Below are 23732 nucleotides of genomic sequence, written 5' to 3'. Positions count from 1 at the left end.
TCAAGATAATTATGTGATTCACAAATTACTTTACTGCCTTCAAACTCAGATCAATATTCTCCGCGGAATGGGTCAAAGCACCTGCAGAAATAAAATCTACTCCAGTCGAAGCCACATCTTTCAGCATTTCTCTAGTTATTCCTCCGGAAGCTTCGGATTCTGCTTTTCCTTTGATGAGCGCAACCGCTTTTTTCATCGTCGGAACATCCATGTTGTCAAGCATGATTCGGTCTGCTCCCGACTTAATTGCTTCTTCTACTTCGGCGAGGTTTCTGGTTTCAACCTCAATTCTTAATGGTTTCTTGAGTTTCTTCACATAATCCTTCGCCATCTTTACCGCGTTGGTAATGCTCCCGTTGTAATCGATATGGTTGTCCTTCAGCATAATCATGTCATAAAGTCCGTATCGGTGGTTGGTTCCACCACCGATTGCAACTGCCCATTTCTCGCAGATTCTGAAATTGGGTGTCGTTTTTCTGGTGTCCAAAAGTTTGGTTTTTGTCCCTACCAAACGCGAATCCCAATCGTGAGTCATCGTCGCAATTCCGCTCATGCGCTGCATACAATTCAATACGAGTCGTTCTGTCGAAAGAATCGAACGGGCGCTTCCTTCCACATAGAAAGCGATGTCGCCCACTTTTGCGGTTTCGCCGTCTTTAATGAATACCTCCACTTTAAGGTTTTTATCAAAGGTTTTGAAAATAATTTCGGCCAACTCAACTCCGGCAAGAATACAGTTTTCCTTCACCAATAGTTTTGCCTTCTGCTGCAGATCCTTTGGTATCGTTGAGAGTGTGGAATGGTCGCCATCCTGAATATCTTCTTCGAGGGCAGATTTTATAAATTCTTTTAAAGCTTTGTCGGTTACGTAAGAAGGTCGGTTCATAGAGGTGTGAGGTTTGGAGTTTGAGGATTGAGATATTTAATTGGTTTATTCGTTGATTGTCAATGGCTTTTGAGCCAAATCTTTATTATAAAAACTACCTTTGTTTTCCTTCATTTGCAGTGAGTGTTTGATGATGAGGTACGACACGTTAACCAAATTTCTAAGCTCTGAAAGTTGTGGCGAAAGAATCGAGTAATTGTAAAGCTCGGTTACCGCCTCGTAAATTTCACGCTGTTTCTTTTTGGCGAGTTCCAGTCGGGAATTGCTGCGGACAATCGCTACCAAATCACTCATCATTTCCTGTAATTGCCGGCGAAGATAACTTACCATCACCATTTCGTCCATCATCTTCATTCCCTCCTCGTTCCATTCGGGAACCGCCTTTAAATCATCGAAATTAAAGTCGTTGATTCGAAGCAATTCTACCGTTTTCATTGCCGCATTGTGTCCGAAAACCAATCCTTCCAGCAAAGAATTCGATGCTAAACGATTTGCACCGTGAAGTCCGGAATTCGTGCATTCGCCTACTGCAAACAGGTTTTTGATGGAACTTTGTCCGTCCATATCAATCTCGATTCCGCCCATCAGATAATGACACGCGGGAACTACCGGAATCATTTGGGTGAACGGATCGATCCCTTCATCCAGACATTTTTGGTAAATGTTCGGAAAATGTTCGACGAATTTCTCGTGATCCATTTCGCGGCAATCAAGTCCGACATAATCGTCTCCACTGATTTTAAGTTCATTATCGATCGCTCTCGCTACAATATCTCTTGAAGCCAGTTCCTCGCGCTCATCATATTTGTGCATGAATTTTTCGCCGTTTTTCAAGCGAAGTTTTGCACCGTCGCCACGAACCGCTTCAGAAATCAGAAACAGCATCCCGTCTCTTTTCGAAAACAAAGCTGTGGGGTGAAACTGGTAATACTGCATATTCGAAACTTTTCCGCGCGCTCTGTGTACGAAGGCGATTCCGTCTCCCGTCGCGATGATCGGATTGGTGGTATTTTTGTAAACGTGACCTGCACCTCCCGTTGCAACGAGGGTGATTTTGGCGGTAATTTTTTTAATCTTCTTGTTTTTTTCGTCGAGGATATAGGCGCCGTAACAGTCGATTTTTTCCAGGTCGAAAACTTTGTTCGGAACGTGGTGCTGCGTAATCAGGTCGATAACGTAATGATGCGCCATCATTTCGATATTCGGCGATTTCTTCACGGTTTCCAGCAGTGCTCTTTCGATTTCGGCACCGGTGATGTCTTTGTGGTGAACGATTCTGTTTTCGGTGTGTCCACCTTCGCGTCCGAGTTTGAAGTCGCCGTCTTTTTCCTGGTCAAAATGCGTTCCCCATTCCACCAGTTCGCGGAATCGATCGGGACCTTCTTCGATGACCATTTTCACGACGTCCAGATTGTTTTCACCGTCACCGGCTCTCATCGTGTCGTCGATATGTTTCTGGAAATTGTCTTTATCGAAATCGGTTACTACAGCGAGTCCGCCTTGAGCATATTTGGTGTTGCTTTCGTCTTCATCGGCTTTGGTGACGATGATTATTTTGGCATCCGGCATTTTTTCTGAAATCTTAATCGCATAAGAAAGTCCGGAAATTCCAGAACCGATTACGAGTACGTCTGCTTTTATCATTGAAGGATATGAAGTTTGAGGTTTAAAGTTTGAAGTTTGACGAATGCAAACTATTGTAAGGGTTTAATATTAAAGCTTTATTCTTTTTTCGGGGTCTTCTTTTGCAAACCGAATTTCAAAAATAATTACTGTTTTTGTAGTTTCAGAAAGAACAAAATGTAACAAGACGGGGAACTTTCTTATCTTTCTAATCCTGATTTGTTGGTAGCGTTTCTGAAAGTAGGGCATCGTCTCCATCTGAAGCAAACAATAATCAAGATTGGACATAAAGTGAATTCCGAGTTCGACAGAAATATTGGAGTAGAAATCCATTACATCGTCTAAATCAAGCTACGCTTCTTCGGAAAGGAGAATGGTAAACATTACAGATACTTTTCGCGGAGTTCTCTCCAAGGTCTGAATTTCGTCGGGTCCGAGTTCTTGATCCTGCCGAGAATTACTTGCTTCTCTTCATCCGAAATATCAAATTTACTTTCTTCCTCCTTCGGAAAAATAATCACTTCAGCATATTCGGAGTCGAAACTATCAGGATGTTTGATTTTTAACTCGTGGTTTTTTACCTCAACGATTTTTCTAATTGCATTCATCTTGTGATTTCGTTTTTTATTCAACTTTAAATATACTTAAAAAGTTTGTCGCCCGGTTTGCGCACTTTCTTCATCTGCTGGAATGGATCGTCTTCCGAGCGGTAACCTAAAGCCAGCGTTACGCTCACTTTTTCCTTTGCTTCGTCGAGTCCCAAAGTTTCTACAATCACTTCTGGGCGGAAACCTTCCATCGGCGATGAGTCCACGTTTTCCAGTGCAGCCGCAAACATCAGGTTGGCCAAAACAATATACGCCTGCTTCTCGTTCCAGTGGAGCAAATTTTCTTTCTCGATATTGTCGCGGAAACTCATGATGCTGTTTCGGAAACCCTCCAAAGTATGCATCGTCACATTTCTCACGTCGCTGATGTGGCGGAAATATCCGTCGATATACTGCTCCTCGATATCGCGTTTTGCAGAGATGACGATCAGGTGCGAACAGGTCGTGATCTGCGATGGATTATAAAATGCGTCCTGAAGCCGTTTTAGGATTTCGGGATTCTCAATCACATAAATTTTATACGGCTGCAAACCAAGCGAACTTGCAGAAAGCCGCCCTGCTTCCAGAATATTTTCCAAAACCTCGGGTTCCACCTTTTTCGTAGAATCAAATTTTTTTACGGAGTACCGCTTCTCTAAAGATTCAATGTAATTCATCTAACAAAGATAAGAAAAGAACGAATGTCGAAATACGAAATACGGAATATAAAATATGAAATACGGAATTTTGAATTTGAGTTTTGCTGTTTTGGAATAAAACGGATTCGCAAGTGAATTTGATTAAGCGAAAGCTTCAAAACGAATTTATTCGTCACCTTTGCCCTCTAAATCATAAGCTAAATAATTGAAAATCTTTTACTTAATGCATAGGTTACTTATCAAATAATCCGCCATCACTGGGATTTTCAAAAAATTCATCAATTTCCAGGTTTTCGGATTGTGATGCTTTCACCGCAAGTTGGTCGCAGATTTCGTTTTCAGGATGTCCGGCGTGACCTTTCACCCAGTGGAAAGTAGGGTGGTGAAGTTTAAATAGAGGATAAAATCTTTTCCACAAATCAGGATTTTTTTGTTTTGCGAACCCTTTTTTCACCCAGCCGAAAATCCATTTTTGGTTAATGGCTTCAGAAACATATTTGCTGTCCGTAAAAATGTGGATTTCGTTTTCTGAGGATTTCAGTTTTTCTAATGCGACAATTACCGCGAGAAGCTCCATCCGGTTGTTGGTGGTTTTCCGGAAACCTTTAGAATACGTTTTCTGATAATTCTTTTCGGGAACGCGCATCAGAATTCCGTAACCGCCTTTTCCGGGATTTCCGCTGCAAGCTCCGTCGGTGAAGATTTCTATTTTCAATATAACAATGAATAAATGTAACAATGTAACAATTTAGAAATGTACTATCTATCAATCAGATTGGTAAATTGTTACATTGGTAAATTGGTAAATTGTTAGATTGGTAAATTAGGGATTAGTACATAAAATCATCGTCGTCATCCAAATCGTTCATTGATGAGCCGGAAAGATTCTGGTTTGGCAAATCAAACGCAGCTCCCGGATCGATGGTCGTTTTGATTCTTTCGAAACCGCTTGGTTCCTCCTGCTGTCCGAAGTTTGAAGGTTGATATCCATACCCGCTTCCAAACAAATCGAGGTCGGCAAATTTTGCGATGTTTTTATAGAAAGACATTCTCACATCGGCAGTTGCACCGTTTCGGTGTTTTGCGATGATGAGTTCCGCCTGGTTTTCAGTAGAAGTTTCCATGCCGTCTTCATCATTATCCCAAGTTGGAATCTTGTAATATTCAGGACGGAAAATAAATGAAACGATATCCGCATCCTGCTCAATCGCTCCGGATTCCCGAAGGTCGGAAAGTTGCGGCCTTTTTCCAGGTCTGGTTTCCACACTTCTTGAAAGCTGGGAAAGAGCAATTACAGGGACATTCAGTTCTTTTGCGATCGCTTTTAATGAGCGTGAAATCATAGCAATTTCCTGCTCTCGGTTTCCTGCTCCACCTTTTCCGGAATTGGCGGTCATCAGCTGCAGATAATCGACCATAATGATTTTCACGCCGTGCTGCATCACCAATCTACGGCATTTTGCCCGAAAATCGAAAACGGAAAGCGACGGGGTTTCGTCAATATATAAAGGTGCATTTTCAAGTTCGGAAACGTTTGAGAAGAGTCGTTGCCATTCTTCATCACTCATCTGTCCCTTTCTTAATTTTTCTGAAGAGATCCCGGTTTCAGAGGCGATCATTCTCGTAATCAACTGAACGGAAGCCATTTCCAGAGAAAATAACGCCAATGGAATTTTGTGCTGCACCGCGATATTTCTCGCCATGGAAAGTAGGAATGCTGTTTTTCCCATCGCCGGACGAGCCGCGATGATGATCAGGTCGGAGTTTTGCCAACCACCGGTTTCTTTGTCGATATCTCGAAATCCCGATGGAATTCCCGAAAGTCCTTCCTTGTCTTTTAAAGATTTAATGGTGTCAATGGCTTGCTTTACCAGAGAGTTTGCCGTATCAAAACCTTTCTTGATGGTTCCGTTGGTGATTTCGAAAAAGCTTTGTTCCGCTTTATCGAGAAGTTCGAAAACGTCGGTGGATTCTTTGTAGGAGCTGTCGATTACATTTGCGGAAACATTAATCAGACATCTCAAAATGAATTTTTCAAGAATCACACGAACGTGGTATTCGATATGCGCACTCGAAGAAACGCCCATCGTCAAATCGATGATATAGTGATCACCTCCCGCAAAACCGAGGCGTTCTGTTTTTTTCAATTCCTGGATTACAGTCATCAAATCTACAGGGTGGTTTCCTTCAAACAGTTTCAGGATCGCCCGGAAAATTTCCTGATGTCGCGGATCGTAAAAAACTTCAGGTGTCAATAAATCGATAGAGTGATCGAGTCCTTTTTTGTCGATCAAAAAAGTTCCTATGACGAGTTTTTCAAAATCTACTGCGTTGGGCGGCATTTTGCCGTCGGAGATTGAAAGTTCCTTTGCAAAATTACCGTGTATTAATGACGATAATGTATCCTTCTGAGCCATGTGACAAAGGTAAAAAAATTTATCAGCTCGGAATATTTTAGTAATTAACAAAAATTGTTGAACTTGGGCTATCTTTTTTAAAGCCAATTGTTTAGAATGTTGGTAAGTCATCCTAAATATTTTGATAAGATTTACTTTAATGAAATTCGACATCAAATTTTCATTCATAAGGAACAATTGTTGCTGTAAATCAGAGAAATCCCTTTTATGAAATACTATATCGGCAGAAGTTTTTCGTTATTAATGGCAATTCTTTTGATGTCCTGCGGCGGAAACTCAAAATCACAAAACAACAAAACTGAAACGGTACCAACAGAAACCGGGTCGCTCCCGAATCCGGAAACCTCAAACCCCAATTCGCCTGAATATAAACCTGTATTTTCTGGACAGACAAGAATTCAGGGGGTGAAAACTGCAAGTCCTTCTAAAGTGGAAGTCATCAATACCAATCTGGGGAAACCGTGGGGAATTACCAATTTATCAGATGGTAGATTTTTGATTACCGAAAAATCTGGTTTTATGAATATCGTTTCCGCAGATGGAAAAACCATTACTAAAATAGAAGGTTTCCCAAAAGTTGATGCAAGAGGACAAGGTGGACTTTTAGATGTCGCTCTCGATCCTGATTTTAAAAATAACCGAATGATTTTCTGGAGTTTTTCAGAACCCGTTTCTGGAGGGAATCACACTGCGGTGGCAAAAGGAAAACTTTCTGCAGATGAGAAAAAAATTGAAAACCCGACAGTAATTTTCCGCGCGACACCAAGTTACGACGGAAGATTACATTACGGAAGCCGACTCGTTTTTGATCACGACGGAAATCTTTTTGTAAGTACCGGTGAACGCTCTGATTTGAAAACAAGACCTTTTGCGCAAAAACAGGATTCCTACCTCGGTAAAGTTTTAAAAATCACCAAAGATGGAAAACCAGCTCCGGGAAATCAAACCGTTTCAGGATGGAAACCAGAAATCTTTTCCACCGGACACCGAAATCCGCAAGGTTTGGCGATGGATGAAAAAGGCCAGCTTTGGGAAGCCGAAATGGGACCGAAAGGTGGTGACGAACTCAACCTCATTCAACCCGGAAAAAATTACGGATGGGGCGATGTGACTTATGGAATCGAGTACAGCGGCAAAAAAATCAATAACGGAACCACACAAAAAACTGGAACTGAACAACCGGTTTACTATTGGGATCCATCCATTTCGATGAGCGGAATGGATTTCTATACCGGAACTATTTCTGAATGGAAAAACAATCTGTTTCTGGGTTGCCTTAGCGGACAGAAAATTATTCGACTCATTATTAAAAATAATAAAGTTGTTGGCGAAGAATGGCTACTTGAAGACCAAAACGACAGAATCCGTGATATTTTGAACGGACAGGACGGAAACCTTTACGCCGTTTCTGACAGCGGTAAACTCTATAAAATATCTGCAAAATAGCATTTGTTCTATAAAATCTATCTTTGCACCCTAAAAATTAAAATAAGAAATTATGAAAAAATTATTTTTGGCTTCTATGGTTGCTTTCTTCGGAATGGCAAATGCACAAACAGACGCTTTCAAAGGAGCAGGAGATTTAAAGGCACAAGTTGGTGCAAACTTCCAGAAATGGGGAACAGGAATCCAGGTATCTTTGGATTATGGTTTGGGAGAAAGTTTCTCAATCGGTGCAGTCGGTGGTTATATTTTAGGATTTAAAGAATTACCAAATGTTGACAAACCATCTGCTGATCAAAGATTCGACGTAAAAGCAAGAGCAAGCGCTCACCTCGGAAAAGTGATCGGATTGCCAAACAATGTTGATATTTACCCAGGACTGGACTTAGGTCTTAAGAATTTTGGTGGTCACGTTGGAGCAAGATATTTCTTTGACAAAGGTTTCGGACTGTTCACAGAAATCCAGTTCCCGATTGCAAAGTATAAGCAAAATATCTCCAATTACGAATTCTTGCACAACCAATTCAATGTAGCGGTTGGTGCTTCATTCGATATCTCAAAATAATTTTTTGGGGAAATATTTAAACGGAAAAACCATCTTTTCGATGGTTTTTTCTTTTTATCTTTTCTGTGAATCTTCATAAGTCGGCCCGTAAAGTCCCGGAACAGGATAACCAGCTGCGCGAAGATGCGCCACCAATTCACCACGGTGATGGTAAAGGTGGTTGAACAAAAACCCTCTAACCATCGCAATTTTCGGTGAAGCGGGAATCAGCACGTTTTCTCCTGCAACCATTTTCCAATCGTTCATATAAGTAGATTCGTCGGAATTCTCCAGAACTTTTTTAGCTTCCTGATAATGGCCTTCAAATTTGGCGAGAATATCTGCAGCGCTCGTCAAATCATACTCTACCCTTTCGAGATTTCCGATATCGAAAGTATCGTAATTAAAGGTCCCGTCGAACCAGGTGTAAATGTTGGCAATGTGTGAAGCGAGTTGTGCAACTGACCACAGATGCGGTTGCGGACGGTAATCCAGCGCCGAATCGGGAATTGCCTTTAGCAATTTTCGTGTGTTTTCAGCTTCGTAATTGAATTCGTTTAAAAGTCCTTGCTTGATCATTGGGTAAATTTTTATTCAAATTTAGTCCAAAAAACAGCAGTAATAATCAACTTTAACAAACTTTAATCTGTCTTAAGATAAACCAGGTCATTCCCGAAATCGTCATCTAAGTTTTCGAGGATTTTCGCGGTTTTTGTCTTCTCTAGAATCTTGTCAACTAAAAAGTTAGTTTCAAAAAACTGGCGGTGGATTCCTTGCAGCATTTCCATAAAAAGATCCATTCCGACTTGGTTGTTATGCAGATCCATTTTCTTTTCCAATGGCTCGTTTGGGAAAAGTTCTTCGTGAAGGTCGGTCATCCTTTTACAAAAACTCAGCGCTTTTTTTGGTGATGAAATTTTGCAGCCGTACATCATGATCAGTCCCGTCCACAATGCATGTCGGAACGCGTTTCCGATCCCGTTGTTGGAGTTGGTTTTTGGAAAGTATTTTTGCGCTACCACAAAACTTTTCACAGTCGCGTAAAATCCGAGGATTGAAAACAGTGGATGCGGAACCGCAAGTTTGGCAAGCTTCAGCAGCTTTTCGAAACTCAAAGTTCTGAGTGTGTTCAGTAATATGACCGTTATTCTTCTCATAAAAGAAATCTCACCCAATTAGGTGAGATTTTTCAGTATTTGTTACAAATGATTTTATGCGTTGGTAAGCAGCGTCACAGTTTGTGAAACCTTTTGTTTGATTTCGGTTCTTTTCACGATGAAATCTACGAAACCTTTTTCCTGAAGGAATTCCGAAGTTTGGAAACCTTCCGGCAAATCTTTACCGATGGTTTCGCGGATTACTCTCGGTCCTGCAAAACCGATCAAAGCTCCAGGTTCCGCCATAATGATATCTGCAGTCATTGCAAACGATGCGGTAATTCCTCCGAAAGTCGGGTCGCACAGATACGCGATGTAAAGCAATCCCGCTTCCGAGAGTTGCGCCAGTTTCGACTGCACTTTTGCCAGCTGCATCAGTGAATAGGTCGCTTCCTGCATTCTCGCTCCACCCGATTGACAGATGATCATGTACGGAAGTTTGTTTTTGATACAGTAATCTACGGCTCTTCGGATTTTTTCGCCCATTACCGAACCGAGCGAACCACCGATAAAAGCGAAATCCATACAGGAAATCACCATCTCGGTTCCGTTTACTTTTCCGACCGCGTTTCTGATAGAGTCGTTCAGTTTGGTTTTCTGCTTCACTTCTTTCAATCGGTCGGTGTAGGACTTGGTATCTTTAAAGTTCAGCATATCGACACTTTCAACACCCGCGTCGAGCTCGGTGTATTTGTTGTCGTCGAAAAGAATGGAGTAAAACTCGTTACTGCCGATTCTCACGTGGAAACCGTCTTCCGGAGAAACGTAGTTGTTTGCCTTCAGTTCTTCGTGCTCGATGATCTTCCCGGTTGGAGTTTGATGCCAAAGTCCTTTTGGAACATCTTTCTTGTCCTCGGTTGAAGTCGTGATATTTTGTGCTTTTCTTTTGAACCAGTCAAATGCCATGGTAAAATTTGTTTCAAGTTTCGAGTTTCAAGTTCCAAGTTTCAGATTCCAAGTTAATATTGATCTTGATAATTGGAGCTCTAAATGATTTCGGTTTCAAAGTTAAAAAAAGAAATCTTCTCCGAGAAGAAAATTTCTTTTTAAAACATTTCACAGCTTTTTACAGCGTGTTGATATTGTTAAGGTCTTCAAACGCCTGAACCAAACGTTTTCCGAAAGTTTCCTCTCCTTTTCTCACCCAAACTCTCGGGTCGTAATATTTCTTGTTTGGTTTGTCGTCCCCTTCAGGATTTCCGATTTGGGATTGCAGGTATGCAGATTTTTCCGACATGTAATCTCTAATTCCTTCGGTATAGGCAAACTGCAGGTCGGTATCGATATTCATCTTGATCACGCCGTAATCGATCGCTTCACGGATTTCTTCCAATGAAGAACCAGATCCGCCGTGGAATACGAAGTTGATTGGTTTCGCAGCAAGACCGAATTTCTGCTCCACAAATTTCTGCGAGTTATCCAAAATTTTCGGAGTAAGTTTTACGTTTCCTGGTTTGTAAACACCGTGCACGTTTCCGAAAGCTGCTGCAATCGTGAAGTTTGGAGAAATCGCTTTTAATCTTTCGTAAGCATAAGCAACCTCATCGGGTTGTGTGTAAAGTTTGGAGGAATCAACTCCCGTGTTGTCAACACCGTCTTCTTCACCGCCGGTTACGCCCAGTTCAATTTCTAAAGTCATTCCCATTTTCGCCATTCTTTCGAAATACTTGCAGGAAATGTCCATATTTTCTTCGATCGATTCCTCAGAAAGATCAAGCATGTGCGATGAATAAAGGGATTTTCCTGTTTGAGCGAAGAATTCTTCGTTGGCATCCATCAAACCGTCGATCCACGGAAGAAGTTTCTTCGCGCAGTGGTCGGTGTGGAGGATTACCGTCGCTCCATACGCTTCAGCCAAAGTGTGAATGTGTTTTGCACCTGCGATTCCGCCAAGGATTGCCGCTTTTTGTCCGTCATTGCTCAAACCTTTCCCGCCGTTAAACGCCGCACCTCCGTTAGAAAACTGGATGATCACCGGTGAGTTGAGTTTTGCTGCGGTTTCCATGGTGGCGTTTACATTGCTCGACCCGATCACATTCACTGCCGGAAGCGCAAACTTATTTTCTTTTGCATACTGAAAAATATCAGTAACCATTTGTCCTGTGGCAACACCTGCCGGAAACTTTCTGCTCATAATCGATGTTTTTTTAAGAGTTTATTTTTTACTTTTTTAGAAACGTAAAGATAAGGAATTTTGGTCGAATTCCCTTTAGTTCCGCTTGTCATTTCCCCAAAGAAGTTTTTGTCGGATGGTTTCGTAAAAACTCAGATTATTTGGGTGAATCAGGGAAATCTGGAAATCTGCTTTTCGCAAGATTACTTCAACATCAGTGTCCATGTGGAACAGGCGTGAATCGAGCGAAAGCGAATATTGTGGAACGCGGCTCTTTACCTTAAAGCGAATTTCGACATCGTCGTTTACAATTAAAGGTCGAACGTTCAAATTATGCGGAGCAATCGGCGTGATGACGAAATTTTCATTATTTGGCGTAATGATCGGACCTCCGCAACTTAAGGAATATGCAGTGGAACCAGTCGGTGTGGAAATGATGACACCATCTCCCCAAAAAATATTCAAGAATTCACCATTTATATAGGAATCGACGGTGATCATTGCGGTCGTTTCTTTTCGGGAAACCGAAATATCGTTCAGCGCATACGGAAAAAGCATTCCCTCTTTTGGCGCAACCACTTCAATTACAGATCGTTTGCTGATTTTTACGTCACCTTTTACAATATCATCCAATTCAAAGAAGACGCCTTCTCTTGAAAAACTTGCCAGAAAACCGAGACGACCGGTGTTCACTCCGACCACGGGAATTTCCAGATCCTGCACATACAGCAGTGAGTTTACAATCGTTCCGTCGCCACCAAAAGTGAAAAACAAATCGACTTTCTTTTCCTTTAAGTCATCTTTATTGGAAAAGGTCTCGAAAATTTTGGAGAACTGCATCGCATTCGCCATTTCCTCAAACAACACTGCCTGAACTCCCCGTTTCTCGAGCTCGGAAACGAATTTGCTCAGATACAGAAAAGTATCGAGGTCGTTTTTCTGGGTGTAAATGGCGGCTTTCATTAATGATGATTTACGATTTTATCAATTCTTAAAAAATGCAATTGCGATAAGGTTTTATTTATAATATTTTTAGCAAACTTGTTTTAGACCTCTAAATATTTTTGGAAGAATCCGAAACGGTCTTTCAACAGTTCCTCCTTCTCGTCGTCGTAAAATTTGTGGACGACGTTGTAGCCGTATCTTTCAAAAGTCTCGTCAATGGAGCTCAGGTTTTCGCTACTGATTTTCAGCGTCACCTGAATGTCGCCTTCCGCAATCAAACTGATGTAACATCCGTAGATTTTGGCATTGTTGGACTCCACGATTTTGCAGATTTCGGTCATCGAGTAATTCTTCTCATTAATCTGAACGACGAGCAACGCACCGTTTTCGGAAAAAAGCGGGTACTTCGAAAACTCGTTGAAAATATCGTCGCAGGAAAGATAACCCCTGTATTTTTCATCTTTGGTGATGACAGGAACTACGTTTGTGTTAAAGGTATGGAAGAGTTTGATCGTGTCTAAAATATTTCCGTCATCGAGAATCGCAAATTTTTCGAAATGAATGGCGAGCGAAGCCAAACTTCCTTCAGGACTTTCTTCCAGAAAAGACTGGCTCACTGCTCCCTGATAAATTCCCTTCTTCTTCACAAAAACGTGTGAGTAGCCGAACTCTTTTGCAATCTCGTTGGCTTCGTCAATGGAATCGCTGATGTTGAAAGCGGGGTAATCTTTGGAAATATAATCTTTGATAAACATTAGCCAAATTTAGGAAATTTATGTCTGACAAACGGGGACAATGAAAATAATTTGAAATTATGAGAAAAAATTTGCAAAATAGAAATTCTTTTCCATATCTTTGTTGCCTTTCATTTTTACTTTTTATTAGATTTATTTCAAACTGCACTGTTTTAGGACTGGGCAGTTTTTTTATTTTGGAACAGTTGGTTTCGACCGCAGAAAAATGAGTCCCGCGATAATGATGATTCCGCCAAAGGTCTGTAACAGTGTGAGTTTCTCGCCATCCAAAACGCCCCAAATTACTGCGACAACTGGCATTAGTAAAGTAACCGTCGAGGCAAAAAGCGGCGTCGAAATATTGAGCAATCGGTAATTCAGCATCATCGCCAAACCTGTCCCGAAAATCGAGAGCAAGCTCACAAATCCCAATCCCACCAAAAGATTTCTGTCGGCTTTAAAATCATTGAAGAATCCCGCAAAAACCAGCGAAATCAGTGAAGGAAGCATCAAGACAAAAGAGAATACAAACCCTGAAAGAATTTTTGCAGGAATATCATTGAGCTTAGATTTCACTGTCGTGGTGCTGATTGCGTAACACAGTGTCGCCAAAAGCAGTAGCAGAATTGGAATCACTTTGAGCTCACCTGTTCCCGCTCCCGACAACGCCAAAACACACGCTCCAAAAAAACTGATGGCAACACCGATGAGCTGTCTTTTCGTGGTTTGAAACTTCCAGACGAGTGAACCGACGATAATCACGAAAATCGGCATCATCGAGTTGATGATTCCCGCGATACTGCTGCTGACTTTGGTTTCGGCAATAGGAAAAAGAAACATCGGGATGAAGTTTCCGGTCAATGCAGCTAAAACGAGCCACTTCAAATGTTTTTTCGGAAACTTTTTGATGTTCATTACTGCGAGTGGCATCAAAATTATTCCTGCGATCAGCACCCGCAAAGCGCCGACTTCATAAGGATTGAAATGTTCGAGAGATTTCTTGATAAGGATGAAGGACGAACCCCAAATAATGGACAGAACCACTAAAAGAACCCATTTTTCTTTTTCAGGATTCATTGTTTTGTTTTTTCAAAATTTCTAAATATTTTTTTTTCGGAATCAGCTCCGCGCCAAGTGATTCCAGATGCTCGGTGTGAATCTGACAGTCGATCAGCTCAATTTCCGGATGGTTCGTTACGAAGTTGATAAATCCAGCTTTGGACGCATTGCTCACTTTGGAGAACATGCTTTCGCCGCAAAAAACATTGCCGACCTGTACTCCATAAAAACCGCCGACCAATTCGCCATTTTGCCAAACCTCAAAACTTTTTGCAACTCCGTTTTTATGAAGAACAACAAACGAATCGATCAGTTGTGTGGAAATCCAGGTTCCGTCCTGTCCTTTTCTGAAAACGCTTTTGCATTCCTCCATTACTTGTCGAAAGCATTTGTTTTCGGTGAAAGTAAAAACGCCGTCGCGCAGAATTTTCTTCATTGATTTGGAAACCTTCAACTCATTTGGAAAAAGCACGAATCGCGGATCCGGACACCACCACAAGATTTCTTCCCCCTCATTAAACCACGGAAACAGACCGTTTTGATAGGCGAACCACAATCTGTCGGGCAAAACATCGCCACCAATCGCCATCAAACCGGATGGGGATTCGAGCAGTTCGGGATCTGGGAAAGAAATTTCTTTGGGATCGAGCCGTACCATTTTTACAAAAGAAATCCTACTTGAGCAGCAGGATTTTAGATTGGTTTCCGATTATTAAAAAGGTAAATCGTCGTCTTCCTCTTCGAAGACGTTTTTGTTTTCTACAGGTTGTGTTGCGGCAGGTTTTGCTTCCACCGGCTCGTTGAAATCTGCGGCACCGTCGAGTTTTTCAATTCTCCATCCGATAATGGAATTGAAATATTTCACCTCGCCTTGTGGGGAAGTCCATTCTCTTCCTCTCAAATTGATTCCTACCTTTACTTTGTCGCCTTCTTTCAGCCCATTAAGCAACTCTCCTTTTTCCTGAAGAAATTCGATATTGATCGGTTGCGGATACTGTTCCTCCGTAGTGAGCACCATTTCTCTTTTCTGAAATCCGCTTGCAAATGTCTGGATATCAGATATTTTCTTTACTGTTCCTTGTAATTCCATTTCAAAATTGTTAAGAATGTAAAAGTAGTAAAATCATCACATATATTAAAATTGAGTTTTTCGAATTTTTCTTTGTCTGAAATGAAAAAAGTTTTTATATTTGCACTCACCAAAAAAAGAACAGTGTTCATTAGCGGATGTGGTGTAATTGGTAGCCACGCCAGACTTAGGATCTGGTGCCGTGAGGCGTGGGGGTTCGAGTCCCTTCATCCGCACTTTTTATTGCGAAAATAGCTCAGCTGGTAGAGCACGACCTTGCCAAGGTCGGGGTCGCGGGTTCGAATCCCGTTTTTCGCTCAACTTATCTACCTGCCTTGGTGGTGGAACTGGTAGACACGCAGGACTTAAAATCCTGTGTCCGCAAGGACGTACGGGTTCAAGTCCCGTCCGAGGTACTTAAAACCCTCTGTAACTTCGGATTACAGAGGGTTTTTATTTACTGCTATATGAAATATTCCGTTATTTTTTGCTTTTTTCTTTTTCTCACTGTGTTTGTCGGATGCGACCGCGCCAATGAAAACAATTCCCGAATTTATGTGGAAGGTAAGATCGTAGGGAGCAACTTGGACGAAGTCTTCATAAGCATCATCAACAATAATTTTGTAATTGGAGAAGCTCGGCCTGAAAGTTCAGGCAGTTTCGTGGTATCGGGGCCGAAAGACTCATCAGTTTCATCGTTGAAACTCAACAAAAAAATCAAATCATTTTCAGCTTCAAAGCCGGGATGTCAAATTTCAGCGGATGCCTACAAAATAATCATTCCAAATGAGATTACCTACATTGTCTTAAACGAAATCATTTTGCAGTAATGAAATTGATAAGAATTTTGTTTTTTTGTTTTCCCTTACTTTATTTCGGTCAGAAAAAAAAGAACATTATGGATGTGGTTTCTAATGCCGATGCAAAAGCAATTATTATGAAACCGTTGGGAAACAATACTTTCGCCAAAGATTTGCAGACTTTCTACGGATTTGGATTTGGTGGAAACCTGATGACGCCCATTAGGTTTGGGATCGGCTTGGATTACAGTATTTTATTCAGTAACGTAAAGTACGGTCGGGAAAACTATTTCGGAAGTATCGGATCGCCAACGATGCATGTGTTTGATGCATTTCTTACCCACCGCGAAAATATTTCGGAAGATTTTTTTGTCGAGGAAATGTTGGGATACAGCTATTTCGCATTGTCCACGCCGTATATTTACAACAGCAGTAACTTTTTCAAGACTACCGGCTCTGGTCCGTTGCTTGGTGGAAAAGCGATTTACAACCTCGACCGTGAAGGAAGGCAACAGGCATTTGGGAACTTAAAGTTTAATATGTACTTCAATACCGTTTATAACGAAGATCCCTCAATTCAAAACTATTACAGCCGTTCTTTTTTCCTGAGTTTTGGTTTAGGGTACCGCTATAATTTCTAAATCCAAACAAAATCTTTTCATTTTGTGTACGGTTTTTGATTTGGTTACATCAATCACAAAAAACATTATGAAAAGTTTATTAACCGCAGCAATCTTTTACTTCGGAATCGGATTTACCACTGCACAGCAAAGACCGCCCGCTCCGCCAAAACCGGAGTCGCCGTTCACTAAATCTGGGAAGCTGCAAAAGCCACCTGCTCCGCCACATCATGCAAAAGCAAGGAAACATCGGGCTCATCCACAACATCCACCGCATCCACCGCATCCGTTTACCAAAGACGGCCGATTGAAGGAACCACCCGCTCCTCCACCGGGACCAAATGGAGAGCGACCTCCAAAGCCGAAAACACCGAAACAGGTTTGGAACTCGATTTTCAAGAAAAAATAGATTCAATTCATAACCGGCAAATCATTATCGCCGGTTTTTTATTTAATTTTGCTTCATGCTGAATTTCCTCAAGAAAAAGATTGCTTTGGTTTGGGCAAAAAAACACGTTAAAGAAACTGAACTCTTTAAGCAAAACGCCGTCGAAGACCAGGAGCGGCTCCTATTATCATTAATAAAAAAAGCTGAGAAGACCTTATTTGGAAGAACCTATCGATTTGAAGAAATCCAATCTGTGGCAGATTTTCAGAAAACAGTTCCCATCGCAGATTACGAGGATCTGAAACCGTATATCGAGAAAATCAAGAAAGGGCAGCGAAATATCCTTTGGACAGACACTCCCGAATATTTTGCGAAAACTTCGGGAACCACTTCCGGCACGAAATACATCCCGATTTCTAAGGAAGGAATGCCGTATCAGATTGCGGCGGCACAAAGTGCGATTTTCCACTATATCGACAAAAAGAACAATGCTGACTTTGTCAACGGTAAGATGATTTTTTTACAGGGAAGTCCGGAACTTGAGGAAATCAACGGGATTAAGACAGGCCGACTTTCAGGAATTGTTGCGCACCATATCCCGAATTACTTACAGAAAAACCGGTTGCCGAGCTTGAAAACCAACCTCATCGACGATTGGGAAAAAAAGGTGGACGAAATCGTAAAAGAAACCGAAAAGCAAAATATGACCCTGATTTCGGGAATTCCGCCTTGGTTGATTATGTATTTTGAAAAACTGATCGAAAGAAACGGAAAGAAAATCACGGAACTCTTCCCAAATCTTCAACTCATCATTACTGGCGGTGTCAATTATGAACCATACCGTGAGAAAATGAACGAACTTCTCGGAAAGCAAATAGATACCGCGCAGACTTTCCCGGCAAGTGAGGGCTTTTTTGCCTTTCAGGACGATTATCAGAAAGAAGGTTTGCTGCTTTTGACCAATCACGGGATTTTCTACGAGTTTGTTCCTTTGGAAGAATACGAAAAACCGGAAGCGAAACGATTGACTTTAAAAGATGTCGAGCTCAATAAAGACTATGCACTGATCTTGACTACAAATTCAGGACTTTGGGCTTATTCTATTGGAGATGTCGTGAGATTTATCTCAAAGAATCCTTATCGGATTTTGGTTTCGGGAAGGACGAAGCATTTCACCTCCGCTTTCGGCGAACACGTAATCGCCATCGAAGTGGAGGAATCGATGAAGGCGACCGTTGAAAAATTTCCGGCACAGATTACCGAGTTTCATTTGGCGCCACAGGTAAATCCCACAGAAGGACTTCCTTACCACGAATGGTTCATCGAGTTTGAAAAGGAACCGGAAAATATTGAAGCATTCAGAAAAAACCTCGACGAAGAAATGCGGAAACGCAACACCTATTACGATGACCTGATTTCCGGAAACGTTCTTCAACCTTTAATCATTACAAAATTAAAGAAAAACGCTTTTCAGGAATATGCAAAATCCGAAGGAAAACTCGGCGGACAAAACAAAATCCCGAGATTGGCGAATGACAGGAAGATTGGGGATTTCTTGGAAGAATTTAGAAATTGATTCATATCCCATTCAATATAAAATTGTAACTTTCAACAAGATTTTTTTTAAGATAAAGTATGGAAACAATTATAGTACAAACAGAAAATAAAGAAGATTTAAAACTCTTGAAAAGTTTATTCGAAAAACTTAAACTTCGCTTCAAAGTCCTTACAGATGATGAAAAGGAAAACCTCGCATTTACAAAACTAATGAAAGGTATTGATCGAACAAAAACCGTTTCCAAAGAGCAAATACTGAATATCCTGGAATGAAAACCATTTTCCTTAAATCGTTTGAAAAAGATTTATTAAAAATCAAATTAGATGATTCTGTAAAATTGTCTTTGAAAGATTGCATCGATTTTGTAGAAAACTGCAACAATTATACAGAAATCAAAAATCTGAAAAAATAAGAAACTTCAAATTCGCTTACAGAATTAAACTCGGCGATTACAGAATTGGAGACTTCATAGAAAATAATACGATTGAATTTGCGCGGATTTTACACCGAAAGGATATTTATGGTAATGTGGTCAAAAATAGTTGGTGTTTTTTTAAAAAATAATTTGTAATATTCGGCTGTTGGTTGGAAGAGGAAGCGAGCCATGCAGAGGTGCAACTCGCCAGCAATACAACTGACGCTGTAAACGATAGTTTAGAGGGATGGTTTCGACCATCCTTTTTAATAAATTATCGGAACAGCCAAATGGCTAAAAAACCTTTCATCACTTCTGGTTTTTATAGAAAAGATACCATTGAATGAATTTTTTGCGCCTACTTTTAGTAAGTCCTCTATGAATATTCAGATTGCCTTTCAGATGTCCGAAGAAGGATTCCAGACCATTGGTGGTTTTCGGTATCTTAGGATTCTGTAGAAAGGTGAACATATTTGGAAGCGCCTTTTTGATCACTGAAAAACTTCGCCTCACCATCTTGTGAGTATACCAATACCTTCCTGTTTCCTCATTGTAAGATTTTTCATTGATAAACTCTTTGTGCTGCTCGAACCAATCCACAAGCTCCCGTATCCAATATTGCTTTTTTGACTCGCAGTCGATAAAGTGAAGTTTACACGCGATCTCTCTAAGTTCGAAACCTGCTCTTGTTTTAGGATGTGCGGAAAGCCATATCTTGCACATTCTCTGGATATGCACCAGGCATCTCTGCATCGGAACTTTCGGGCATACCTTTCTAATAGCCTTAATCAGGGATTTATCTCCGTCGCACGTAATCCCACCAATTTTTACACCCAAATCAAGAATATTTTGAAGATCTTCCCTAAGTTCTTCAAAGTGTTCGCCATCGGTTATTCTGTAAAGCTGGGTTTGTTTGAAGACATCGTCCCTAAAAACGACAAGACAGATTTCATTGGAAAAATATGTGGCGTCAATCAAAAGATAGACTTCCTTGTTCTGACTGTAACTCAGCTGTGGAGCCTTTGCCAGCATAAGGTTAAAATATCGTTGGAGCGTACTGATCGAATATCCGGATTCAATTGAAATCTGCTCGTAAGTTTGTCGACCTATGATCCACTTCCTGAACCAAATCTCTTTATTTTTTAAACTTACGGATTTGTTTTCAAGCGTAAAGTAAATCCCGCAGTTCTTACACTTGAACCGCCTCTTGCCTTTCTGTTTTCCCCACGAAATGGTATCCAAACTTCCACAACACCAACAACGATTTTTTTTGAATTTTCAGACATAAAAAAAATTTATTGAAACAAAGTTCAATAAACTTTTGTAATCGCATCTAATAATCGGTATTACAAAGAATTTTACCAACTATTTTTGACTATTAAATCATATTTATAAATACTTTCCGTGATAGGAGTTTTGCAATTAAAATTAATTCGACACCATCTTCAATCCCACCACAGAAGCAATCAGCGTGAACACAAAAAACATCCGCCAGAAAGTGACGGGCTCATTGAAAAAGAAAATTCCCGCCATCACTCCGCCAACCGCGCCAATCCCCGTCCAAACCGCATAAGCAGTCCCAATCGGAATCGGATTGCTTCCGTACGAAATCGACTTATACATCAGAAACATACTGATAAACAGCGCGACCACAAATCCAGCCCACCAAAAAAGACTTTCTTTTCCAGAGGTTTCCTGCGCTTTTCCGAGGCAGGTAGCAAATCCGGTTTCAAAAAGTCCGGCAACAATGAGGATAATCCAGTTCATAGCAGAGGTTTGAAGTTTTATGTTTGAGGTTTTAAGTTTCAAGTTCTTAAAAAAAAATTCACTCGAAGAAATTCACTCGAAGAAATTCACTCGAAGAAATTCACTCGAAGAAATTCACTTCTAATAGTTCATCTTCCGCAGCTTCGGCACCGTAGTTCCTACAATCAACGCAACGAGCAAAGTCATCGTTCCACCGAAAACCACCGAACGCACCACGCCGAGAAGTTTTGCAGCGACACCACTTTCAAACTGTCCCATTTCGTTGCTCGACATGATGAAAATGGAATTCACGCTCAATACTCTTCCCCGAATATATTCAGGAGTTTTCAACTGCACAATGGTTCCGCGGATCACGACGGAAATCCCATCCAACATTCCGCTTAACATTAATAATCCAAAAGAAAGCCAGTACAGTTTTGAAAGCCCGAAACCGATGATGCACAACCCAAATCCCGCAACCGCAAACAGCAGTATTTTTCCCTGATTTTTCCTTAATGGAACGAATGCGAGGAACGCGATAATGCACATAGAGCCAATATCTGAAGCGGCATTCAGCAAACCGAAACCTTCGGAACCGACCTTCAGAATATCGGTCGCGTAAACCGGGATCATCGCCACCGCACCACCAAAAAGAACAGCAAACATATCAAGACAGAGCGCGCCCAAAATTTCTTTCGTCCTGTAAATATAGCTGATTCCCTCTTTCATGCTCTGCATTACTTTCACTTCTTTGTGCGTATTTTCCGAATGGTGTTGGTTTAAATTCCAAAAGAAAAGGGAGGCCAAAACCATCATTCCCACCACGACCAGAACAGTCCCCGAAATATCGATCCAGTGAATCATAAATCCTCCCAAAGCGTGACCTGTAACCGAAGCGGTGAGGAAAGTTGCCTGATTGAGCGTAATGGCATTGGGCAAAGTTTCGCGGGGCACAATCCGCGGAATCATCGATGGAATTATTGGCCCTAAAAAAGCGCGACAAAAACCGGTGAAAAAGATGATGGCGTAAATAAAATAGGTAATGTGCCGGTTGTCTAAATGCAGCAAATTATTCCCATAAAATGCAGGAATCGCCAAAAGACCAATCAGAAAAACGTAGGCGTAATTACAGATCAGCAACAATCTTTTCTTTTCGGTATTGTCGATCACGTGTCCCGCATAAAGCGCGGTAGAAACTGCGGGAATCACTTCCGACAATCCGATCAATCCAATTGCAAAAGGATCGTGTGTCAGCTGGTAAATCCACCATCCCATCAAAGTTGCCAACATCCTGAAAGACAAAACAAGGAAAAACCTGCCCGTCATCAGATTTCTGAATTCTTTGATCTTTAAAGTTTGAATCGGCTCCAGCGAAAACATTTTGCAAAAATAGCTGATAACAAATAACTTTAAAGAAGATTTTTAGGAAACATTTACCCAAAAGAAATCTTGAATGCTTTGCCCGGCTATAAAAAACAAACTTTTTACTACATTTACTAAATTTTTTTAGTCAATGGTTTTAAGCAGAATCTGGAGCGCGTTCATCATCATCGCAATTATTGTAGCAAGTGTAAAGTATTTATTCTCTGATAATTACAAAGCCATCTACAACGATATGGTCGTCGGGAAAAGTGGCGACACCGTACAGATTGCCACTAAAAACATCTCCGAACTGAACCCCGAAATCAAAAATGCACTTCTTGTAAAACCGACTTTCGACGATAACAGAATTCATTACAAAACCGATTCTGCGAGATCTGCGGTGAAGGTGTACCGAGTTCAGGAAACCGACGGTGTGATTGGAACTTCGGAAACCGCGGTGAAAATCTGTCTTGGCTTGATCGGGATTATGACGCTCTTCATGGGATTCATGGGAATTGCTGAAAAAGCGGGCGGAATTAATTTATTGTCGCGACTGATTCAGCCGTTTTTTTCGAAGCTGTTTCCTGAAATTCCCAAGAACCACCCATCTTTCGGACACATGCTCCTGAATTTTTCCGCCAATTTACTGGGGCTCGACAATGCTGCAACTCCTTTCGGACTGAAAGCGATGGAAAGCTTACAAACCTTAAATCCAGACAAAGACCGCGCAAGTAATTCGCAAATTATGTTTCTGTGTCTGCACGCAGGTGGATTGACGTTGATTCCCGTTTCCATTATTGCGATCCGCGCTTCGATGGGTTCGCAAACACCAACCGATATTTTTCTTCCGTGTATGATCGCGACGTTTGCAGCGACGATGGCGGCGATGATTATCGTTTCACTTTACCAAAAAATCAACCTGTTTCAGCCAGTCGTGATCGCTTATCTCGGGGGTATTTCTGCGATTATCGGTTTGCTCGTGGTTTATCTGGTGAGTTTGTCGAAAGAAGGTCTCGACGATTTCAGTAAATTGCTGAGTAACGGAATTATTCTTCTCATCTTTTTTGCCATCGTTTTGGGAGCGATCTACAAAAAAATCAATGTTTTTGACGCCTTTATTGAAGGGGCGAAAGAAGGTTTCTGGACCTGCGTGAAAATCATCCCTTATCTTGTCGGAATGTTGATCGCAATCTCATTGCTGAGAACTTCGGGAGTTTTCGACGTCATCATCGACGGAATGAAATGGGTTGCAGCGGTTGTAGGTTTCGACACCCGTTTTGTTGACGGATTACCGACCGCGCTGATCAAGCCACTTTCAGGTTCCGGAGCAAGAGGAATGATGGTCGATACGATGCAAACCTTCGGTGCCGACAGTTTCCAGGGAAGATTGGCCGCAGTTCTTCAGGGAAGTTCTGACACTACTTTCTACGTTATCGCCGTTTATTTCGGGGCAGTCGCTGTGAAAAACACCCGATATACCGTAACCGCAATGCTACTTGCAGACTTGGTGGGAATTATTACTTCGGTGATTTTGGCGTATTTGTTTTTCGCCTAATTTGGTTGCAATTGTTGCAGTAGTTGCAATTGTTACAACTCGTTGTTGAAAA

At 41.3% G+C, this 23732-nt stretch carries 26 protein-coding genes and 3 tRNA genes; 11 read left to right on the top strand and 18 right to left on the bottom strand.

Going from position 1 to position 23732, the window contains the following annotated elements:
• Nucleotides 1-25: 25 nt before the first annotated feature.
• From nadC to dnaB, 6 genes are all read right to left on the bottom strand, one after another.
• A complete protein-coding gene (gene nadC / locus MTP09_RS00555; RefSeq protein WP_243549657.1) occupies nucleotides 26-886 on the bottom strand; it encodes a carboxylating nicotinate-nucleotide diphosphorylase in 861 nt (286 codons plus the stop codon).
• Between the two features lie 45 nt (nucleotides 887-931).
• Nucleotides 932-2530: an L-aspartate oxidase gene (gene nadB / locus MTP09_RS00550; RefSeq protein WP_243549655.1), complete on the bottom strand. Its 1599-nt coding sequence runs from the start codon at nucleotides 2528-2530 to the stop codon at nucleotides 932-934.
• Between the two features lie 362 nt (nucleotides 2531-2892).
• Nucleotides 2893-3117 (bottom strand): hypothetical protein, encoded by a 225-nt coding sequence (locus MTP09_RS00545; RefSeq protein ID WP_243549653.1) that lies wholly within the window; start codon nucleotides 3115-3117, stop codon nucleotides 2893-2895.
• A 26-nt stretch (nucleotides 3118-3143) separates the two neighbouring features.
• Nucleotides 3144-3773 (bottom strand): NAD(P)H-dependent oxidoreductase, encoded by a 630-nt coding sequence (locus tag MTP09_RS00540; protein ID WP_243549651.1) that lies wholly within the window; start codon nucleotides 3771-3773, stop codon nucleotides 3144-3146.
• A gap of 214 nt (nucleotides 3774-3987) precedes the next feature.
• Entirely contained in the window at nucleotides 3988-4470 is a 483-nt protein-coding gene (gene rnhA / locus MTP09_RS00535) for a ribonuclease HI (protein WP_243551690.1), read from the bottom strand.
• Nucleotides 4471-4585: 115 nt separating this feature from the next.
• A complete protein-coding gene (dnaB, locus tag MTP09_RS00530) occupies nucleotides 4586-6172 on the bottom strand; it encodes a replicative DNA helicase (protein WP_243549649.1) in 1587 nt (528 codons plus the stop codon).
• A gap of 207 nt (nucleotides 6173-6379) precedes the next feature.
• Between dnaB and MTP09_RS00525 the strand changes: the two genes are divergently transcribed.
• Nucleotides 6380-7618: a PQQ-dependent sugar dehydrogenase gene (locus MTP09_RS00525; protein ID WP_243549647.1), complete on the top strand. Its 1239-nt coding sequence runs from the start codon at nucleotides 6380-6382 to the stop codon at nucleotides 7616-7618.
• A gap of 52 nt (nucleotides 7619-7670) precedes the next feature.
• On the top strand, nucleotides 7671-8180 hold the full coding sequence (locus MTP09_RS00520; protein ID WP_243549645.1) for a porin family protein: 510 nt from the start codon (nucleotides 7671-7673) through the stop codon (nucleotides 8178-8180).
• 54 nt (nucleotides 8181-8234) lie between these two features.
• Here the strand turns inward: MTP09_RS00520 and MTP09_RS00515 are convergent, their stop codons facing one another.
• The 9 genes from MTP09_RS00515 to MTP09_RS00475 all read right to left on the bottom strand — a co-directional run bounded on the left by MTP09_RS00515 (nucleotide 8235) and on the right by MTP09_RS00475 (nucleotide 15257).
• Nucleotides 8235-8738, bottom strand: a complete 504-nt coding sequence (locus MTP09_RS00515) for a DinB family protein (protein WP_243549643.1) — start codon at nucleotides 8736-8738, stop codon at nucleotides 8235-8237.
• A 62-nt stretch (nucleotides 8739-8800) separates the two neighbouring features.
• Complete coding sequence (locus MTP09_RS00510; protein WP_243549641.1) at nucleotides 8801-9316, bottom strand: DUF6973 domain-containing protein; 516 nt, start codon at nucleotides 9314-9316, stop codon at nucleotides 8801-8803.
• 54 nt (nucleotides 9317-9370) lie between these two features.
• Nucleotides 9371-10222: an acetyl-CoA carboxylase, carboxyltransferase subunit beta gene (gene accD, locus MTP09_RS00505; RefSeq protein ID WP_243549639.1), complete on the bottom strand. Its 852-nt coding sequence runs from the start codon at nucleotides 10220-10222 to the stop codon at nucleotides 9371-9373.
• A gap of 160 nt (nucleotides 10223-10382) precedes the next feature.
• Nucleotides 10383-11450 (bottom strand): class II fructose-bisphosphate aldolase, encoded by a 1068-nt coding sequence (fbaA, locus tag MTP09_RS00500; RefSeq protein WP_243549637.1) that lies wholly within the window; start codon nucleotides 11448-11450, stop codon nucleotides 10383-10385.
• A gap of 75 nt (nucleotides 11451-11525) precedes the next feature.
• Nucleotides 11526-12392, bottom strand: a complete 867-nt coding sequence (locus MTP09_RS00495; protein WP_243549635.1) for an NAD kinase — start codon at nucleotides 12390-12392, stop codon at nucleotides 11526-11528.
• A gap of 83 nt (nucleotides 12393-12475) precedes the next feature.
• Nucleotides 12476-13129 (bottom strand): CBS domain-containing protein, encoded by a 654-nt coding sequence (locus MTP09_RS00490; RefSeq protein ID WP_243549633.1) that lies wholly within the window; start codon nucleotides 13127-13129, stop codon nucleotides 12476-12478.
• Nucleotides 13130-13300: 171 nt separating this feature from the next.
• The gene (locus MTP09_RS00485) at nucleotides 13301-14185 is read right to left on the bottom strand and encodes a DMT family transporter (protein ID WP_243549631.1); all 885 of its coding nucleotides are present in this window, start codon (nucleotides 14183-14185) and stop codon (nucleotides 13301-13303) included.
• A complete protein-coding gene (gene aat / locus MTP09_RS00480; RefSeq protein WP_243549629.1) occupies nucleotides 14175-14825 on the bottom strand; it encodes a leucyl/phenylalanyl-tRNA--protein transferase in 651 nt (216 codons plus the stop codon). Before aat ends, MTP09_RS00485 begins: the two co-directional genes overlap by 11 nt.
• A gap of 54 nt (nucleotides 14826-14879) precedes the next feature.
• Complete coding sequence (locus MTP09_RS00475; protein WP_243549627.1) at nucleotides 14880-15257, bottom strand: DUF3127 domain-containing protein; 378 nt, start codon at nucleotides 15255-15257, stop codon at nucleotides 14880-14882.
• A gap of 133 nt (nucleotides 15258-15390) precedes the next feature.
• Here MTP09_RS00475 and MTP09_RS00470 point away from each other — a divergent pair.
• From MTP09_RS00470 to MTP09_RS00435, 8 genes are all read left to right on the top strand, one after another.
• Nucleotides 15391-15472, top strand: a tRNA-Leu gene (locus tag MTP09_RS00470).
• A 9-nt stretch (nucleotides 15473-15481) separates the two neighbouring features.
• A tRNA-Gly gene (locus tag MTP09_RS00465) sits at nucleotides 15482-15554 on the top strand.
• A 14-nt stretch (nucleotides 15555-15568) separates the two neighbouring features.
• Nucleotides 15569-15652 (top strand) — tRNA-Leu (locus MTP09_RS00460).
• Nucleotides 15653-15703: 51 nt separating this feature from the next.
• Entirely contained in the window at nucleotides 15704-16066 is a 363-nt protein-coding gene (locus MTP09_RS00455) for a hypothetical protein (protein WP_243549625.1), read from the top strand.
• A 68-nt stretch (nucleotides 16067-16134) separates the two neighbouring features.
• On the top strand, nucleotides 16135-16677 hold the full coding sequence (locus MTP09_RS00450; RefSeq protein WP_243549623.1) for a hypothetical protein: 543 nt from the start codon (nucleotides 16135-16137) through the stop codon (nucleotides 16675-16677).
• Between the two features lie 67 nt (nucleotides 16678-16744).
• Entirely contained in the window at nucleotides 16745-17065 is a 321-nt protein-coding gene (locus tag MTP09_RS00445) for a hypothetical protein (protein ID WP_243549621.1), read from the top strand.
• 55 nt (nucleotides 17066-17120) lie between these two features.
• On the top strand, nucleotides 17121-18620 hold the full coding sequence (locus MTP09_RS00440; protein ID WP_243549619.1) for a GH3 auxin-responsive promoter family protein: 1500 nt from the start codon (nucleotides 17121-17123) through the stop codon (nucleotides 18618-18620).
• A gap of 59 nt (nucleotides 18621-18679) precedes the next feature.
• Complete coding sequence (locus MTP09_RS00435) at nucleotides 18680-18874, top strand: hypothetical protein (RefSeq protein ID WP_243549617.1); 195 nt, start codon at nucleotides 18680-18682, stop codon at nucleotides 18872-18874.
• A gap of 452 nt (nucleotides 18875-19326) precedes the next feature.
• On the opposite strand, the gene MTP09_RS00430 is transcribed toward MTP09_RS00435, so the two are convergent.
• From MTP09_RS00430 to MTP09_RS00415, 3 genes are all read right to left on the bottom strand, one after another.
• Nucleotides 19327-20259 carry an IS256 family transposase, variant Zn-binding type gene (locus tag MTP09_RS00430; RefSeq protein WP_456237125.1) on the bottom strand — a complete coding sequence of 311 codons (933 nt, stop codon included), beginning with the start codon at nucleotides 20257-20259 and terminating at the stop codon, nucleotides 19327-19329.
• Nucleotides 20260-20445: 186 nt separating this feature from the next.
• Nucleotides 20446-20784 (bottom strand): DMT family transporter, encoded by a 339-nt coding sequence (locus tag MTP09_RS00420; RefSeq protein WP_243549613.1) that lies wholly within the window; start codon nucleotides 20782-20784, stop codon nucleotides 20446-20448.
• A 120-nt stretch (nucleotides 20785-20904) separates the two neighbouring features.
• On the bottom strand, nucleotides 20905-22143 hold the full coding sequence (locus MTP09_RS00415; RefSeq protein WP_243549611.1) for an MFS transporter: 1239 nt from the start codon (nucleotides 22141-22143) through the stop codon (nucleotides 20905-20907).
• Between the two features lie 133 nt (nucleotides 22144-22276).
• On the opposite strand from MTP09_RS00415, the gene MTP09_RS00410 reads away from it, so the two are divergent.
• Nucleotides 22277-23680 carry a nucleoside recognition domain-containing protein gene (locus tag MTP09_RS00410; RefSeq protein WP_243549609.1) on the top strand — a complete coding sequence of 468 codons (1404 nt, stop codon included), beginning with the start codon at nucleotides 22277-22279 and terminating at the stop codon, nucleotides 23678-23680.
• The last annotated feature ends 52 nt before the right edge of the window (nucleotides 23681-23732 follow it).

This window comes from Chryseobacterium suipulveris, assembly GCF_022811685.1.
GTDB lineage: Bacteria > Bacteroidota > Bacteroidia > Flavobacteriales > Weeksellaceae > Kaistella > Kaistella suipulveris.
The sequence above is the reverse complement of the archived record's forward strand: the minus strand, read 5'-3'. Positions and strand labels throughout refer to the sequence as shown.

What these genes read in the sequence shown, in the direction of transcription:
- MTP09_RS00485 (WP_243549631.1), bottom strand. Translation starts at nt 14,185, where the DNA reads ATGAATCCTGAAAAAGAAAAATGGGTTCTTTTAGTGGTTCTGTCCATT.
- MTP09_RS00440 (WP_243549619.1), top strand. Translation starts at nt 17,121, where the DNA reads ATGCTGAATTTCCTCAAGAAAAAGATTGCTTTGGTTTGGGCAAAAAAA.
- MTP09_RS00450 (WP_243549623.1), top strand. Translation starts at nt 16,135, where the DNA reads ATGGATGTGGTTTCTAATGCCGATGCAAAAGCAATTATTATGAAACCG.
- MTP09_RS00415 (WP_243549611.1), bottom strand. Translation starts at nt 22,143, where the DNA reads ATGTTTTCGCTGGAGCCGATTCAAACTTTAAAGATCAAAGAATTCAGA.
- nadB (WP_243549655.1), bottom strand. Translation starts at nt 2,530, where the DNA reads ATGATAAAAGCAGACGTACTCGTAATCGGTTCTGGAATTTCCGGACTT.
- fbaA (WP_243549637.1), bottom strand. Translation starts at nt 11,450, where the DNA reads ATGAGCAGAAAGTTTCCGGCAGGTGTTGCCACAGGACAAATGGTTACT.
- MTP09_RS00420 (WP_243549613.1), bottom strand. Translation starts at nt 20,784, where the DNA reads ATGAACTGGATTATCCTCATTGTTGCCGGACTTTTTGAAACCGGATTT.
- MTP09_RS00455 (WP_243549625.1), top strand. Translation starts at nt 15,704, where the DNA reads ATGAAATATTCCGTTATTTTTTGCTTTTTTCTTTTTCTCACTGTGTTT.
- MTP09_RS00495 (WP_243549635.1), bottom strand. Translation starts at nt 12,392, where the DNA reads ATGAAAGCCGCCATTTACACCCAGAAAAACGACCTCGATACTTTTCTG.
- MTP09_RS00545 (WP_243549653.1), bottom strand. Translation starts at nt 3,117, where the DNA reads ATGAATGCAATTAGAAAAATCGTTGAGGTAAAAAACCACGAGTTAAAA.
- MTP09_RS00490 (WP_243549633.1), bottom strand. Translation starts at nt 13,129, where the DNA reads ATGTTTATCAAAGATTATATTTCCAAAGATTACCCCGCTTTCAACATC.
- accD (WP_243549639.1), bottom strand. Translation starts at nt 10,222, where the DNA reads ATGGCATTTGACTGGTTCAAAAGAAAAGCACAAAATATCACGACTTCA.
- nadC (WP_243549657.1), bottom strand. Translation starts at nt 886, where the DNA reads ATGAACCGACCTTCTTACGTAACCGACAAAGCTTTAAAAGAATTTATA.
- MTP09_RS00445 (WP_243549621.1), top strand. Translation starts at nt 16,745, where the DNA reads ATGAAAAGTTTATTAACCGCAGCAATCTTTTACTTCGGAATCGGATTT.
- dnaB (WP_243549649.1), bottom strand. Translation starts at nt 6,172, where the DNA reads ATGGCTCAGAAGGATACATTATCGTCATTAATACACGGTAATTTTGCA.
- MTP09_RS00475 (WP_243549627.1), bottom strand. Translation starts at nt 15,257, where the DNA reads ATGGAATTACAAGGAACAGTAAAGAAAATATCTGATATCCAGACATTT.
- MTP09_RS00525 (WP_243549647.1), top strand. Translation starts at nt 6,380, where the DNA reads ATGAAATACTATATCGGCAGAAGTTTTTCGTTATTAATGGCAATTCTT.
- MTP09_RS00435 (WP_243549617.1), top strand. Translation starts at nt 18,680, where the DNA reads ATGGAAACAATTATAGTACAAACAGAAAATAAAGAAGATTTAAAACTC.
- MTP09_RS00515 (WP_243549643.1), bottom strand. Translation starts at nt 8,738, where the DNA reads ATGATCAAGCAAGGACTTTTAAACGAATTCAATTACGAAGCTGAAAAC.
- aat (WP_243549629.1), bottom strand. Translation starts at nt 14,825, where the DNA reads ATGGTACGGCTCGATCCCAAAGAAATTTCTTTCCCAGATCCCGAACTG.
- MTP09_RS00520 (WP_243549645.1), top strand. Translation starts at nt 7,671, where the DNA reads ATGAAAAAATTATTTTTGGCTTCTATGGTTGCTTTCTTCGGAATGGCA.
- MTP09_RS00410 (WP_243549609.1), top strand. Translation starts at nt 22,277, where the DNA reads ATGGTTTTAAGCAGAATCTGGAGCGCGTTCATCATCATCGCAATTATT.
- MTP09_RS00540 (WP_243549651.1), bottom strand. Translation starts at nt 3,773, where the DNA reads ATGAATTACATTGAATCTTTAGAGAAGCGGTACTCCGTAAAAAAATTT.
- MTP09_RS00510 (WP_243549641.1), bottom strand. Translation starts at nt 9,316, where the DNA reads ATGAGAAGAATAACGGTCATATTACTGAACACACTCAGAACTTTGAGT.